At 70.5% G+C, this 14,777-nt stretch carries 12 protein-coding genes, 1 tRNA gene and 1 pseudogene; 6 read left to right on the top strand and 8 right to left on the bottom strand.

What is annotated here, in order from left to right:
* Positions 1-101 precede the first annotated feature (101 nt).
* Positions 102-533 carry a nucleoside deaminase gene (locus ACPCUX_RS14905; protein WP_034651992.1) on the top strand — a complete coding sequence of 144 codons (432 nt, stop codon included), beginning with the start codon at positions 102-104 and terminating at the stop codon, positions 531-533.
* A gap of 151 nt (positions 534-684) precedes the next feature.
* Here the strand turns inward: ACPCUX_RS14905 and ACPCUX_RS14900 are convergent, their stop codons facing one another.
* From ACPCUX_RS14900 to ACPCUX_RS14885, 4 genes are all read right to left on the bottom strand, one after another.
* The gene (locus ACPCUX_RS14900) at positions 685-1,488 is read right to left on the bottom strand and encodes an NAD-dependent protein deacetylase (RefSeq protein WP_043656515.1); all 804 of its coding nucleotides are present in this window, start codon (positions 1,486-1,488) and stop codon (positions 685-687) included.
* A 502-nt stretch (positions 1,489-1,990) separates the two neighbouring features.
* On the bottom strand, positions 1,991-4,093 hold the full coding sequence (locus ACPCUX_RS14895) for a carbohydrate-binding domain-containing protein (protein ID WP_423389066.1): 2,103 nt from the start codon (positions 4,091-4,093) through the stop codon (positions 1,991-1,993).
* Positions 4,093-4,989 (bottom strand): polyphosphate polymerase domain-containing protein, encoded by an 897-nt coding sequence (locus ACPCUX_RS14890; RefSeq protein WP_423389065.1) that lies wholly within the window; start codon positions 4,987-4,989, stop codon positions 4,093-4,095. Before ACPCUX_RS14890 ends, ACPCUX_RS14895 begins: the two co-directional genes overlap by 1 nt.
* On the bottom strand, positions 4,986-5,669 hold the full coding sequence (locus ACPCUX_RS14885) for a DUF4956 domain-containing protein (protein WP_198163170.1): 684 nt from the start codon (positions 5,667-5,669) through the stop codon (positions 4,986-4,988). The genes ACPCUX_RS14890 and ACPCUX_RS14885 overlap by 4 nt, the downstream gene beginning before the upstream one ends.
* A gap of 222 nt (positions 5,670-5,891) precedes the next feature.
* Here ACPCUX_RS14885 and ACPCUX_RS14880 point away from each other — a divergent pair, with 222 nt between their 5' ends.
* The 3 genes from ACPCUX_RS14880 to ACPCUX_RS14870 all read left to right on the top strand — a co-directional run bounded on the left by ACPCUX_RS14880 (position 5,892) and on the right by ACPCUX_RS14870 (position 8,054).
* Positions 5,892-6,731 (top strand): siderophore-interacting protein, encoded by an 840-nt coding sequence (locus tag ACPCUX_RS14880; protein ID WP_423389064.1) that lies wholly within the window; start codon positions 5,892-5,894, stop codon positions 6,729-6,731.
* A gap of 8 nt (positions 6,732-6,739) precedes the next feature.
* On the top strand, positions 6,740-7,762 hold the full coding sequence (locus tag ACPCUX_RS14875; protein ID WP_423389063.1) for an iron-siderophore ABC transporter substrate-binding protein: 1,023 nt from the start codon (positions 6,740-6,742) through the stop codon (positions 7,760-7,762).
* A gap of 202 nt (positions 7,763-7,964) precedes the next feature.
* Positions 7,965-8,054, top strand: a tRNA-Ser gene (locus tag ACPCUX_RS14870).
* A 65-nt stretch (positions 8,055-8,119) separates the two neighbouring features.
* Here ACPCUX_RS14870 and ACPCUX_RS14865 read toward each other — a convergent pair.
* Positions 8,120-8,503, bottom strand: a pseudogene (locus tag ACPCUX_RS14865) (tyrosine-type recombinase/integrase); the annotation flags it as partial.
* Between the two features lie 840 nt (positions 8,504-9,343).
* Between ACPCUX_RS14865 and ACPCUX_RS14860 the strand changes: the two are divergent.
* Entirely contained in the window at positions 9,344-10,480 is a 1,137-nt protein-coding gene (locus tag ACPCUX_RS14860) for a DNA-methyltransferase (RefSeq protein WP_423389062.1), read from the top strand.
* Here the strand turns inward: ACPCUX_RS14860 and ACPCUX_RS14855 are convergent.
* From ACPCUX_RS14855 to ACPCUX_RS14845, 3 genes are read right to left on the bottom strand one after another with little or no spacing between them, the layout of a single operon-like run.
* Positions 10,457-11,851: a 5-methylcytosine restriction system specificity protein McrC gene (locus tag ACPCUX_RS14855; protein WP_423389061.1), complete on the bottom strand. Its 1,395-nt coding sequence runs from the start codon at positions 11,849-11,851 to the stop codon at positions 10,457-10,459. The two genes, ACPCUX_RS14860 and ACPCUX_RS14855, sit on opposite strands and share 24 nt — an antisense overlap.
* On the bottom strand, positions 11,848-12,825 hold the full coding sequence (locus ACPCUX_RS14850; protein ID WP_423389060.1) for an McrB family protein: 978 nt from the start codon (positions 12,823-12,825) through the stop codon (positions 11,848-11,850). The genes ACPCUX_RS14855 and ACPCUX_RS14850 overlap by 4 nt, the downstream gene beginning before the upstream one ends.
* Before the next feature lies 1 nt (position 12,826).
* Positions 12,827-13,456: a hypothetical protein gene (locus ACPCUX_RS14845; RefSeq protein ID WP_423389059.1), complete on the bottom strand. Its 630-nt coding sequence runs from the start codon at positions 13,454-13,456 to the stop codon at positions 12,827-12,829.
* A 580-nt stretch (positions 13,457-14,036) separates the two neighbouring features.
* Between ACPCUX_RS14845 and ACPCUX_RS14840 the strand changes: the two genes are divergently transcribed.
* A complete protein-coding gene (locus tag ACPCUX_RS14840) occupies positions 14,037-14,702 on the top strand; it encodes a Type 1 glutamine amidotransferase-like domain-containing protein (RefSeq protein WP_423389058.1) in 666 nt (221 codons plus the stop codon).
* Positions 14,703-14,777 lie beyond the last annotated feature (75 nt).

The raw sequence follows: 14,777 nt of genomic DNA, 5'->3' as shown, positions 1-14,777 counted from the left end.
CGGCGTCGGGCACCGTGCCGCGCGGGCTCGCGATCCCTGCCACGGAGGGTGCGTTCCCGCCCGCCACGGTCGCGGGGCGCCGCCGGACGTGGGACGCCCTCATGGACCTCGCGCTGCACGAGGCGACCCACGCGCTAGCGAGCGCCGACGTGCCCGTGGGGGCGGTCGTCGTCGGGCCCGACGGGCGGCTGCTCGGCGTGGGGCGCAACCGGCGCGAGGAGACGGGCGACCCGACCGCGCACGCCGAGGTGCTCGCGCTGCGCCAGGCCGCCGCGACGTGGGGGGAGTGGCGCCTCGAGGGCTGCACGCTCGTCGTCACGCTCGAGCCGTGCGTCATGTGCGCGGGCGCGCTCGTGCTGGCGCGCGTCGAGCGGCTCGTGCTCGGGGCGTGGGACCCGAAGGCCGGCGCGACCGGCTCGGTGTGGGACCTCGTGCGCGACCAGCGCGCGAACCACGCCGTCGAGGTCGTCGGCGGCGTGCGCGAGGACGAGTGCGCACGGCTGCTCCGCGACTTCTTCGGCGCGCAGCGCTGAGCTGCCACGCGGCCGAGGTGGCCTGCGCGGCGGTGGGGAGGGACGGCGACGCCGGGTCGTGGCGGGCCTGGCGGGAGGCGCCGAGGAACGAGGCGCCGGATGGTAGACCCGGCGTCGTCGTCCCTCCCCACCGCTCCCGACCCGACTTACCTCAGCGCGCGAGCGCCTCGGCGAGGGCGGTGAGGGTCTCCGTGGTGCCGGCCTCGATCTTGAGCGTCGCGAGAGGGTCACCGCGCGTCCAGCCGCGGTTGACGATGACGACCGGCTTGCCGTCCTTCGCCGCGTGCCGCACGAACCGCAGCCCGCTCAGCACCGTGAGCGACGATCCGGCGACGAGGAGCGCGTCGCCCTCGTCGACCATCGCGAACGCGCGGTCGACCCGCTCGCGCGGCACGTTCTCCCCGAAGTACACGATCTCCGGCTTGAGGACCCCGCCGCAGAACTCGCACGGTGCGGGCCGGAAGTGCGACGTCTGCTCGATCACGGCGTCCGCGTCCGGCGCGATCTCCACGTCGCCGACGTCGCCGACGCTCTCCAGGAACCCCGGGTTGAGCGCGGTCAGTCGCTCGGCCAGGTGCTCGCGCGAGATGACGCGCCCGCACTGCAGGCAGATCACCCGGTCGTAGCGGCCGTGCAGGTCGATGACGTTGCGGCTGCCCGCGTCCTCGTGCAGCAGGTCCACGTTCTGCGTGATGAGCCCGACGAGCACGCCCGCGTCCTCCAGCCGCGCCAGCGCCCGGTGGCCCGCGTTCGGGTGCGTGCGGTGCACGTGCTGCCACCCGACGTGGTTGCGCGCCCAGTAGTGGCGGCGGAACGCCTCGTCCTGCACGAACTGCTGGTACGTCATCGGGTTGCGAGGCGGCGAGTCCGGGCCGCGGTAGTCCGGGATCCCCGAGTCCGTCGACACGCCCGCGCCCGTGAGCGCCGTGACCCGCAGCCCGCGCAGCAGCTCCACCGCGTCCTCGACCGTCCCCGTCCGCGGCGCGGGCTCCGCGCCCGCCGGCGGCTGGCTCGGCCGCCACGCGAGCCGCGACGACAGGGTCGGGACGGCGGACGGCAGGTCGGCGGCCGACGTCGCCACGTGCGCGGGGGAGGCGGTCGTCGGTTCGGTCGGGTCGGTCGGGGACGGTGCGGTCGGGTCGCTGGGCACGTCTCCCACGGTACGACGAGAGCGGGGACAGAAACCCGGCCTGCCGAGGTAGCCCTGGTCACCCCGAGGGAGCCCCGAGGTCCCGCGAGGTAGAGCCGTGGTCGGGCGAGGTAGAGGCGTGGTCCACGCGAGGTAGAGCCGTGGTTGGGCGAGGTAGAGCCCAGGTCACGCGACGTAGAGCCGCGGTGCACGCGAAGGAGAGCCGCGGTCGGGTCGGTAGAGCTGTGACCACGCCTCGACCTCGCGTGACCGGGGCTCTACCTCGGTGGAACGCGCGGGCCGGGATTCCGGCCCGGGCGACATGCGGTCAGGACTCGGTGATCGTGCCGGAGGTCGTGCTGTCCTCCGTCGTCGCGCCGTCCTCCGCAGCGCCGTCTTCCGCAGCGCCGTCCCCTGTCGCGCCGGGCCGTCGCGCCGCGCCGCCCGGGCCTGCGGTGCCCGACCATTCGCCCGCGACGGCGGTCACCGAGCCGGACGGGGCGGTCACCGTGTAGGTCTCGCCGGTCGTCACGTCGGGGGAGGAGACGACGACGTTCGCCGTCTCCTTGGTGACGGTGAGCTCGGCGACGACGGTGCCGTCGGTCGCCGCGACGGTGACGGTGTCGCCGGCGCTCGCAGAGACGTCGGCGGCGAGCCAGCCCTGCTCGGAGTCCGTGGCCGGGACGACGACCATCCCCGCGCTGCCCGCCGCGACGAGCGAGCCGCCGGAGACGGCGAACGTGCCGTTCACGTCGAGCGCGCCGTTGCCGTCGTTCGTCGGGCCCTGGACGACCGTCTCGCCGCCCGTGATCGTGAGCGACCCGTTCGAGTCGATCCCGTCGCCGCCCGCGTCGATCGTGAGCGTGCCGCCGGAGATCGTCAGCGACGAGCCGTCGTCGGCGTCCATGCCGCCGCCCGCCATGCCGCCCGCCCCGCCGCCGGGGCCGCCCTGCGGCAGGTCCGCGCCGTCGGGGGGCTCGGCGCCGTCGGGCAGGTCGCCGCCCTGCGGGGGCTCGGGCATCTCTCCGTCCGCCGGCATCTCCGGCGGGGTGCCGCCCGTCGTGCCGCCCGGTGCACCGTCCGGCGGCTCCGGCATCGTGCCGTCGGACGAGCCGGACGCCGCCGAGCCGCCTGGTGCCGTGTCGCCCGCCGCCGAGCCGCCCGCCGCCGCGTCGCCCTCGCCGGTGCCCGTCGTCGACCCGACCGTCGCGTCGAGACCGTCGTCGCTCGCCGTCACGTCGACGTCACCGCCGGAGATCGTGAGGGTCGCGCCCTCGATGCCCTCGACGGACGTCGTGACGGTGAGGTCGCCACCAGAGACGGTGACGTCGCCGTCGGCGTGCACGCCGTCGTCGCCGGACGACAGCTCGACGGTCCCGCCCGAGACGGACACGGCGCCGTCCGAGTGCAGCGCGTCGTCGGCGGCGTCGACGGTGACCGTCGCGTCGTCGCCGACCACGACGCCCACGTCGCCCTTGAGGCCCTTCGCGGAGGCGTCCTCGCTCACGTCGGAGCCCGCGCCGCCGGCCGCGGTGACGGTCAGCGTGCCGCCGGAGACGACGACGTCCGTCACCGCCTGCACGCCGTCGTCGCCCGACGTGACGGTGACGTCCCCGCCGCGCACGTCGACGAACCCGAGGGTCTCGTCGCCGTCCTCGGTCGACTTCAGCCCGTCCTGCGCGGCGGTGACGTCGAGCGTCCCGCCCGTGACGACGACGTAGTCCTTGCCGCGCAGGCCGTCGTCGCCCGCGTCGACGGTGAGGTCGCCGCCCGCGACCACGAGGCCGTCCTTGGAGACGATGCCGTCGTCCGCGTGCGACGTCACGGTGAGCGCGCCGTCGCCGCCGAGCACGAGGTCGGCCGTCGAGAACAGCGCGCCGTCGGGCTCGCCGTCGGCATCCAGCTCGGAGGGCTCCTCGGCGTCGGTGAGGCTGTTCGTCGAGCCGTCGGCGAGGACCACCGCGACCTTCTCCGCGTCCTGCACGTTCACGGCGGCGTTGGTCGGGGAGGTGATGTCGGCGTCGTCGAGCACGAGCTGGACGAGGCCGTCCTCGGCGGTGTCGACGACGACCTGGCCCTCGAGCGTGCCGCTCAGCACGTACGTGCCGGGGGCGGTCACGGTGACGGTCGCGCCGTCGACGGTCACGCCGTCGCCGTCCACGGTGGCGGTGCCGCCGTCGAGCGCGACGGTCGTCGCCGACGCCTCGTCGACCGCGAGGTCGGCGTCGTCCACCGTCGCGTCGGCGTTGTCGGCGCGCGCCTCGTCCGGGGTGAGGCCGGCGACGGCGTCGGACGCGGCGGTCGAGGTTGTGGTGCTCGCGCTCGCGGACGTGTCGTCCGTGGCGGCGTCGCTGCCCAGGACCGAGCAGCCGGCGAGGACGGCGGCCGCCGCGGCCGCGGTGAGGTACGTGAGGGGTCGTCGGATGCGCATCACAGGCTCCTGTCGTCGTGCCCGGGGGTGCGGGCGGGGTGTCGGGCGAGGTGGTGGGCGGGAGTCCGGTCGGACCTCGTGCCGCCCGGGGAGGGGGTGAGGTGGCGGCGGATCACGCGCCGCCAGGGGCCGTCGGGCAGGTCGGGGCGCAGCAGCGCCAGCCCGGTGCCGTACTTCGAGATCCGCTCGGGGCGGTGGCCGTGCCGCCACAGCAGCCGGTCGAGGTCCGACGGCGTCGAGCCGCCCTTCGTCTCGACGACCGCCAGGTGGGCGACGGGCCGGGAGAGGGGCCGGGCGCCGTCGGGCCGGTCGAGCTCCCACGTGAGCCCGGTGTCGACGGTGGCGCGCGCGGCGCCGTCGGGCCGGGGGAGCAGGAGCGTCGTGCGGCGGTACCGCGACACGAGGCCGGGTGCCAGCGCGTGCTCCGACACGCCGTCGATGCCCTCGGCGGCGAGCGTCCGGTGGACGAACTCCTGCCCGCCGTCGAGCGCCGTCGGGCAGTCGTGCGCGACGCGCTGCTTGAGCGTCGTGCCGCGCGCGGCGCGCGTCTTGACCTCGAGGAAGCTCGTCCCGGAGTCGAGGTACGTGCGCGTGCGGACCTTGAACCGCCGACGGCGGCGCGTCGCCGTGAGGCGGAACGACGCGAGGTCGGGCGTGTCGAAGTAGACCGACTCGTAGGCCGCGCTGCGCGCGCCGTCGATCTCCAGGACGCGCGCGGCGGTCGTGCGGGCGAGGGCGTCGAGCACGGCGACCGCGTCGTCCACAGGCAGGACGTACTTCCGGTCGACCCGGGTCAGCAGCGCGGCGGTCCCGACGAGCTCGTCGAGGTCCACCCCGGCGAGCGGTTGCAGGGCGGCGCGCACGCGGTCGTCGGCCGGGAGGGTCTGCGGGCTCACGCGCGCACCCCCGTCCGGGCGGGGAGACCGTCCGGGGCCGTGGCGGCCACGCGGAGCGGCGCGGCGTCGGCCGCGAGCGGGGGGACGTCGTCGGGCAGGACGGCGGGACGGGCGGGGCGCGCGCCCCGGCGCGGCGTCCGTGGGGCGGTCCAGCGGACGTCGACCCAGGTCGTGTCGTTGACGAGGTCGAGGCGCTGCACGCTCACCCCGCGGACCTCGGCGCCGAGCAGCTCCTCCAGGTAGCGCGTGAGCTCGGCCGGGTCGGCGAGGGCGCGGTCGACGACGACGGTCTGGCTCTGCGCGCGGCGCAGGACGCGCGGGTGGTCGACGACGGCCATCACCCCGACGACGAGTGCCATGCCCGCGAGGGACAGCCAGCCGGTGGTCGCGCCGAGGCCGCCGAGGAGGCCCAGCGCGAGGGCCGCGAAGTAGTAGGCGACCTCGGTCTGCGAGAGCTCGGTCGAGCGGAGGCGGATGATCGACAGGACGCCGAAGAGCCCGAGCCCCAGACCGGCGCCGACGCTGCTCGTCGCGAGCGTCGCCGCGACCGCGAGCACCCCCACGTTGACGCCGAGGTACGCGACGACGAGGTCACGGCGGCGGTGCCGGGGGAAGTAGAGGCCGAACGCGAGGACGGTGACCGCGACGAGGTCGACGAGGTACAGGACGGGCTGGGACACGAGGCCTCCGGGTGCCGGGGCGCTGGGCGCCGTGGTCGAGGACGTCCCCATTCCGCCGGGCGAGCCTGTGCGGCCGCTGTGGAGGGCACAGGGTGCGTGTATGAGTTCCCTCGGGCCCACGAGCGCGCGACTCGCGCTGCTCCGCAGGGCGGTGACCGGCGTCACGACCCCGCGCCCAGGCGGTGATGTTAGCCTCACCTAAGTCACCGACGAGAGGTTGTCATGTCGACCACCACCGCGCCCGCCCCGCGGCGCGCCCGCCCCCAGACGGTCCTCGAGGTCCTCGAGACCGCGTGGCTCTCCCCGCACCTCGTGCGCGTCGTGGCCGGGGGCGACGGGTTCGCCGCGTTCACGACGAACGAGCACACCGACAAGTACGTCAAGATCTACTTCGCCAAGCCCGAGCTCGGCCTCGAGCCGCCCTACGACGTCGCGGCGCTGCGCGACACGCTCGCGCCCGAGGACGTGCCCGTCACCCGCACGTACACCGTGCGCTGGGTCGACGAGGCGGCGCAGCGGCTCGCGATCGACTTCGTCGTGCACGGCGACGAGGGCCTCGCCGGGCCGTGGGCCGCGCGCGCGAAGCCCGGCGACCGCCTCGTCCTCTCCGGCCCCGGCGGCGGGTACCTGCCCGACCCGGCCGCCGACTGGCACCTGCTCGCCGGCGACGACTCCGCGCTCCCCGCGATCGCCGCCGCGATCGAGGCCATGCCGCGCGACGCCGTCGGGCACGCCGTGCTCGAGGTCGGGACCGAGGCGGACCGCCTGCCGCTCGAGGCGCCCGCCGGCGTCGAGGTCACCTGGGTGCTGCGCGGCGACGCGCCCGCCGGGACGACGACGCTCCTCCCCGACGCCGTCGCCGACCTCCCGTGGCGCGAGGGCCGCGTCCACGTCTTCGCGCACGGCGAGCGCGGGGCCATGAAGGCCCTGCGCCGCGTCTTCACGGAGCGCGGCGTGCCGCGCTCCGACCTGTCGCTCTCCGGCTACTGGGCCTACGGCCGCGCGGAGGACCGCTTCCAGGCGGAGAAGCGCGAGCCCGTCGGCCAGATCTTCGAGGACTGAGGAGTCCCATGCACCGCACCAGCACCACCCGTCCCCGCCGCGCGCTCGCGGTCGTGTCCGCGCTCGCCGTGCTCGCGCTCGCCGCGTGCTCGTCCGGGGACGGCGACGCCGAGGCGTCGCCGTCCGGCAGCGCGACCACCGACGGCGCCGCGGACGCCTTCCCGGTGACCATCTCCACGGCGTTCGGCGATGTCGAGATCCCCGAGGAGCCGGAGCGCGTCGTCGCGCTCGGGTGGGGCGACGCCGAGACCGCCCTCGCGCTCGGCGTCCAGCCTGTCGGCGCGAGCGACTGGCTCGCGTTCGGCGGCGACGGCGTCGGCCCGTGGCTCGCCGACGCGTACGACGAGTCGCCCGAGATCATCGGCACCCTCGAGCCGTCGTACGAGCAGATCGCCGTGCTCGACCCCGACGTCATCCTCGACGTGAAGTCGTCCGGCGACCCCGATCGGTACCAGCGGCTCTCCGAGATCGCCCCGACCGTCGCGATCCCCGAGGGCGGCGAGGCCTACCTCACGCCCATGGAGGACCAGGTCGGCATGATCGCCGCCGCCCTCGGGCGCAGCGAGGCCGGCGACGAGCTGCTCGCCGAGGTCGACGACGCGTTCGCCGCCGCGCGCGACGAGCACCCCGAGTTCGCGGGCAAGACCGCCGTCATCGGGTCCTACTGGGCCGAGGGCTTCGGCGCCTACGTCTCGACCTCCAGCCGCGGCGAGTTCATGCAGGGCCTCGGGTTCGACACCAAGCCCGAGATCGACGAGGCCGCCGGCGAGGAGTTCTCCGCCACCCTCGGCACCGAGAACGTCGACCTGCTCGACGCCGACCTCACCGTCATCCAGCCCATCGGCTTCACCGCCGCCGACGTCGAGGCCCTCCCGATCTTCCAGACCGTGCCGTCCGTCGCCGACGGCCGCTACGTCGTGTTCGACGACAAGGACCTCTCCAACGCCTTCTCGCTCGGCACGCCCACGGCCGTGATCTACGCGATCGACAACGTCACCCCGCTGTTCGCCGAGGCGCTCGCCGGGAAGTGACGCCCGTGCCTTGCGGCGGGGTGCGTGACGCCCGCGCGGTCCGGCGGCGGGTGTCGCCCGACGGCGTGGGGTGGGCCGGGTGGTCCGGCTCCGCGCGGGTGTCGAGCGGGGCGTGAGTGACCCGGCGCAGGAGCGGCTGACCGGCCGATTCGGTGTCCGGGGGTGTGACCAGGTATCCTTCCTGGGCCGGGTATCCCGGCGAGGTAGCGTGTCCGAGCGGCCTAAGGAGCACGCCTCGAAAGCGTGTGTGGGTGAAAGTCCACCGTGGGTTCAAATCCCACCGCTACCGCCACCCGAAGGGCCCCACCCGCAGAATCCTGCGGCTGTGGGGCCTTTCGTCGTTTCCGGTACTCGTCTTCACTCGCTCTTGCATTCCGGTGTGGCGTCGATCGACGCCTGCGTGATGAGCTGATCGAGGACGATCCGAAGGTCCGGAGCCACGTGGCTGCGCTGGACGTAGTGCCGCATCGTCGTGCTCTCGTCGGCGTGACCGAGTTGGGCCGTCGCGCTGGCGAGCGAGGCGCTGTTCGCAACTTGCGTCGCCACCGTCCGGCGGGAGTCGTGCGGCGTCACTCGCAGGCCGGTGTCCGCCTGGGCGAGCCGCAGTTGATCACGAATCCGCGCCGGCGACCGCAGTGTACCTCTCGTAGAGGGGAACACGAGAGGGTCTTCACCACCATCGAGGCCGAGCACGATCGCCTCACCGATCGCCGCCACCGCGAAGTCGGGCAGGGAGATCGTGCGCTGCGACGAGTCGGACTTTCGGCTTGGGCTGCCGAAGGAGCCTGCCTCCGGCCCGGACCACCGTGCCGGTCACCGTGAGCGTGGGAACCGCGGCATCCAGGTCGAGCTCCTGGGCTGCGCGCGAGAGTGTTGTCAGCCTGCGAGCTCACGACTGCGGTCGTCGTTGAGCGCGGGGGAGTGAACCGATCCCGAGGTTGCCCAGGACGTGGCGATCTTCGCCGGCGACGCCGACTTCCCGGCGCGACTCACTCCATGTCAAGCGTACGCACATGGCCGCGTCCTCTGGCGCCGACACGCCGCGTGCGGTTGGACTAACCACAGGCATTGGGATGCTGCTCCAGGTAGGCGCGAGCCTGCGCCGCGCTCTCGAAGGTGCTCCGAGTTGTGCGCTGGATGAAGGCGACCTTGCTCTTCGAGAGGCCGACATCAGCAGCCACCGATCCGAGCGATGCCCTGGGAGCCGCGAGCATCGCCAAGACCTCAACGTCACGGTCCGCTCGGGCACGTCGCTCGGCCGCCGCTGCCCTCGCTTGCCATTCGATTGCCGCGCGCGCCCGCGTCCCGCATGCCTCGCATTCGGAAGCCCCTCGGCCAGTAGTACAACACTAGTCGCGGACGTGCATCGCGTTACACGTGACACATGGATGTGCGCGACCCGGTCGAGATGCCTGGCGCTCCCGACCCGCTGTCGCCGCTCGCGAGCGCCTGACCTGCGGATTCGACGAGTGTGGGTGCCACAATGTACCGTCGCAGGAATCCCGCCGATGCGCGTGTCGCGCGTCGGCTCGCGCCCCATGTAGTGCACGCTTACCTCAGCCGAGCCAACGGAGTGACCCTGTGAGCCTTCCCGCCGAGAGTTCAGGCCAACCACGAGAGTTCAGTTCGGCTACGTCGAGCGCCAACCTCGGAGTGGCAAGTGTCGGACGGCTCACTGATTGGGATGCGGAGCTCCTTGCACCTGCGAGCACCGTTGTAACTGGCGACGCCCGCGACACCGGGCTCGCACGCAACAGCGTCGACCTGGTGGTCACCTCACCGCCCTACTGGCAGAAGCGCGACTACGGCCACTCTGATCAGATCGGCCAGGAGTCGACGCCCGCGGCCTACGTCCAAGCCATGATGGCCTGCCTTGATGAGTGGTCACGAGTTCTACGCCCAACCGGCTCTGTCTTCCTCAACGTCGGCGACTCGTACTTCAAGCGCTCTCTGGTTGGTATCCCGGGTCGTCTGGAGGCCGCGGCGGTCGACGCTGGTTGGAAGATTCGAAACCGGATCATCTGGGCCAAGGATGGCGGTATGCCCGAGCCGGCGCAGAACCGGCTGGCAAACAGGCACGAGTACGTCATTCATCTCGCCCTAAATGCAGAGAGCTATTACTACGACCTCGTCGGCTACTCCCAGGCCTACGGGAACGGTGCCAACCCAGGCGACGTATGGCGGATCAACCCCGAGCGGAACATGGGTCAGCACCTAGCGCCGTACCCGCAGGAACTCGTTCGCCGCGCGGTCAGCCTCGCGTGCCCTCCGCAGGTCTGCAAGACCTGTGGTGTTCCGCGCCACCGCGTCTTGGAGCGAACGGCAGAACTTGACCCTACGCGGCCGCAGGCGAAGCGCGCGATGGAATTGGCCAAGGAGAAGCAGCTCACCCCCGCGCATATCCGGGCGATCCAGGCCACAGGTGTCTCCGACGTCGGCAAGGCCACCAAGTTCCAGTCTGGGACTGGCCGCAACTCCGCGGAGGTGCAACGGCTCGCCAAGGAGGCCAAGGAGGCCTTAGGTGGGTACTTCCGCGAGTTCACTTTCGCCAAGAAGGCCACGGTTGGCTGGACTGACTGCGGGCATGGCACACCGGGGCGTGGTGTCGTTCTTGATCCATTCGTCGGCACCGGGACGACCCTCAAGGTTGCCAACGAGCTTGGCGTGGACTCAATTGGAGTCGACCTTGTGCCGCTAGTGGATTCCTCTGAGAATTGACAAGGAGTTCGCCAGCAGGCGCCTAAATGAGGACACCATCCGCTCGGTCTCCTCTGCGAAATCGAGAGCAGACAGATCGATCCGATACTGCAGGACCAGGACATCCCCGATTCTGCCCGAGACGCGAAGGCCCGCCTCGCCTCCGTGTGGTCGAGGATGAATCGTCATCGCTACCCGACACCCATAGCGCACGGCATACAGAATCACCTGCTCAACCGATGCGCGTTTTGCACTATCGGTGACTAGCGTGTACTTCACGTCGGCTACCAGCGGCACTCGCCCGCGGAAGTCGCGGAAGAGAACGTCGGGCTGCGTCTTGGCTGGTGTTTCCTTCCAGGCGGGCGCCTCCGGGACGAGGCCTGTCATGGCGGCGGTTGGCTCCGTGTAGAGCGGTAAGTGACCCTCGGCCTGGTTCCCGTCGACCACTTCGACGCCTAAGTCGGCGAACCGGTCCTTGAGGCTCGTGCGAATGTACTCCTCAAAAAGCGTCTCACTGTTGATCACCACGCTCGGAAGCCGGAGCGTAGCACCAGGGCGGTCCAGATCGACGCCGCGATCCATCAGAATTGCTACAGCGAGGTCAAGGGCGGCCCGATAGTAGGAACGTGGCTCGGGCAACTCCTGAAGGCCCCGGACCCGTCGGTCACGCAGGCACATGTGATTCGGGTCGTCCTGTACATATCGCAATAGGCTCATGCCGGATGCGATACGCGCCATACGGTGACGTTCGCCCTTCGCAAACTGGCGCCTCTGCCTGCGCTGGCCCGGACCCGACGTCCGGTCGTACCGTGCATGCAACTTTCGGAGCGCCGCTCGCAGACACCGGTTCACAGTGATATCAGCGGACCGTTCCCACCAGGAGTAGGCGGCACGGTGCTTGATTCCCCTCGACGCTAGGCGCTGCATAGTCTTAGTTGAGTCGATGCGACCATGCGGGAAGGATGAGGACTCGGATTCTCGGACGTACTCCTTCATCAAGCCTCGCTGGCGAATCACATCCAACGTATCCAGGAATGAGTCTGCGAGCGTGTCGGAGATCCATGCACTTGCCTCTTCGTCCACCCCGTACGTTCGGAACGCCCGAATGGCCGTAGGCACATAGCCGCACGCGTTGACCATCCTGGTCATGTTTTCGGACGGGAATCGCGGCTGGACGTGGACAATGACCCGATCGGTCAGTGGGAAGACTCCACAGACCCCAAGTGCCTGGATGTAGGGCCGCCCCTTGCGGAATGAAGCTGTGACGTATCTGTCTCGCACCCACTCAAGAACAAGGAGATTGCCGTCCGCGTCAAGGATGTCAGACGGCTCCAGGTCGACCTCGCCATACTCTCTTGCGCTGCGGACGACGAGCCCCGTATCGGTGGTCACGCCTGTTCCACGAGGGCGTCAAGAACTGCATCCGCAGCGCTCTCGTCCTCCGTGCGGATCTCGGAGAAGATGCGATGCCAACCTGCAACGACGTCCTTGTGAGCCTCCCGGTCGAACTGGAATGCGCGGTCGATCAGGTACCTGAGCTGGTAGTCCCAGACCTCCTGGAGTCCGTCCTCGTCGCCAACTCCGGCGAAGTAGGCATGTCCGACCGCCGCTGCCGGGTTCCCCTGTGCCCGCCCGTTGACCATCCTGAACCATGCGAGTAGCCGATCTCTCGTGACCGGATGAAGGTTGTCACTGACGATCGCCGCGAGTTTGCCCTCGTCTGGATCCATCGCAATCTTCGCAAACCGACGCTCGAATGCGGCGTCCACCTCGTCGACACCTCGATCGAGGGGGTTCATCGTCGCAATCACGTACAGATTGTGTGGGATCACCATCACCCGACCTGATGGCAGCTGAAATTGGAGGTGCCGCTTCGACTTCTCGATATAGGTTAGCGCTTCGCCGAAGACGCGACCGACATCAGCGCGGCTCAGTTCATCGATCACGAGCACATAGGTCTTGTCGGGACTCTTCGCCGCCTTATCAAGCATGCGCAGAAATACGCCGTCATGCTGCACGAACGTGCCCACGTTCTTTGGGTCGGGCCGGAAGCCCTCCATGAAGTCCTCGAACTGGTAGGAAGCATGAAACTGGACATACGCTTGGCGTGCTGGGTCGTTGTCCGTCAAGTGTCGCGCTGCCTCGGCAGCGAGGAAGGACTTGGACGTTCCGGGAGGACCCGAGAGGATCACACCGCCGAAGATCTGTAGAAGGTGCCTGATTTGGTCGACCTCGGGATCGTCGGAAGCAAGCCGCGGCGCGTCAAGTGCCGTGGACGCATGGGACGTCCCAGCGGCAGCTATTGAGCCGATCCCGAGTTGATCGGCCGTGAGCAGGCGAAGGTCTTCTTTCAGGGCGATGGGCATCTCAGACTCCCTCTCCGCTCGTTGGCTGATATAGCTCGAACCATTCCAACTCAGGCGACGGGTTTACGGTGAAGAGCGTCTCAAAGTCACCGTCGTCCCCGAACCTGAAGACCTGTCGGAAAGACTCCACGAGAACCTCCCGCCCCGCGTCGGGATCTACGTCGAAGCCGTAGTTGCGGAGGAAGAACCCGCCGAACGCCCAGGCAGGGACCGGTCTCTCGAAGAGGAGTTTTCTCAGGGCCGTTTCTGCATGAGCCGGTGGGAGCACGAAGTCCTTGCGGTCGTCATCCAGCAGAAATCGGGCCACATCCCGGATGGAGCTTGGTGCGAAACTACCGGCCTGATTCTTGCCCTTCCAGAAACCAGCGTCGCTCGTGACGTCGGCTGAGGCAAACGGACGGTAGAACGGCTTGTTCGGCGGACCATCCGGCACCTGGAAGAAGTGCTTGAAGCCGTTCATGTCAGCGTCAACTGGGTTGCGCGTCCCTGTCGCCAGCGCCTGTTGGCGCACTCTCAAGTAGACGGGGAATTGCTCGTGGATCCTGTGTCGCTTCAGTTCGGCGATGGCCCGGCGCACGGCATCGATGGTCAGGACTGAGTAGGCGGTCTCCGCGAGGCTTTCGTCAGGCACGTGGACAGAGTAGGGCTTTTTTCGGATCGTCGCGTGAGAACTTTCCTCACTGGCTCAAGGCGCGCTCCGCGCGCTGGCGGTCTCCCGGGCGGGGCCCCGCGCTCCGGTGCTCCGCGCCTCCGCGCACCCCACCTGTCCGACGGCCGGCATGACGAAGGGCGGCTCCGACTCACTCTTGGTACCGCCCCTCGCGCCTACCGAACGTCGTCCCGGCTCGGATTCTGCGCCGCGTACTTGTCGACCGTCTCGCCGACCAACCACGCGGCGCCGTGCAAGTCAGCTGTCGTCCACGCGACCGTCACGGCTCGTGCCCACTACGAGCACGGACTCGGATGCGGACGCCAGGCGGTACGCCTTCGCAGTGAGTCCAACGGCGAACAGCCGATCTCGCGCTTCCCCGAGACTCTCCGCTCGCACGATTGCGCAACTGGGCATCAGCGAAGCGGTCGAACTGCGCGGGAGTTGGTGACCCGACAACGGCCGGTCGCCGTACGGCTCTCGGGCCGTGCGGCGGTGCAGCGATAAGTTCCCCTCCGCGCCGCGGTCTGCGGTGCAGACCGTCGGAGCAAAGGAGGACGCGATGAAGCTGTTGCTCACGTCAGGGGGAGTCACGAACCCGACGATCGAGGGGGCGCTCGTCGGGCTGCTGGGCCGGCCGATCGGTGAGTGCTCGGCGCTGTGCATCCCGACGGCGTTGTACGGCCACCCATGGGTAGGGCCGGGGAGGAACGCCCGGGACTTCATCACGGGGAAGTCGGACCACATGGCGGGTCTGGGGTGGGGGTCGGTCGGCGTGCTGGAGCTGACGGCGCTACCGAGCATCCCCGCGGACCGCTGGGTGCCGCTCGTCCGGGAGACGGACGTCCTGCTGGCCGCGGGCGGTGACGCGGGCTACCTGGCCTACTGGATGCGGCGGTCGGGGTTCACGGACCTCGTGCCGTCGCTCACCGACACGGTCTACGTCGGGATGAGCGGCGGAAGCATGGCCCTCACGCCGCGCATCGGCGAGGAGTTCGTGGGGTGGGAGCCGCCCGACGGCGAGGACGCGTCGCCGCTGGGGCTCGTCGACTTCTCGGTGTTCCCCCACCTGGGCCACCCGGACCTGCCCGACAACACGGAGGCCGCGGCGCGGCGGTGGGCCGCCGCCCTGGGCGGGCGGGCGTACGCGGTCGACGACGAGACCGCCTTCGTGGTCGACGGCGCGGTCGAGGTCGTGTCCGAGGGCGTCTGGCACCGCCTGGCGTGACCCCGAGCCGGCTCGACCCGGCCCCGGGCTCGACCCCGCGCCGAGATCGACCCGCTCCGGCGTCGGGCCCGACCC

It is taken from the genome of Cellulosimicrobium sp. AB352 (assembly GCF_049538415.1).
GTDB classification, from domain to species: domain Bacteria; phylum Actinomycetota; class Actinomycetes; order Actinomycetales; family Cellulomonadaceae; genus Cellulosimicrobium; species Cellulosimicrobium funkei.
Note: the sequence above shows the minus strand (reverse complement) of the source record. Positions and strands in the feature narration are given on the sequence as shown.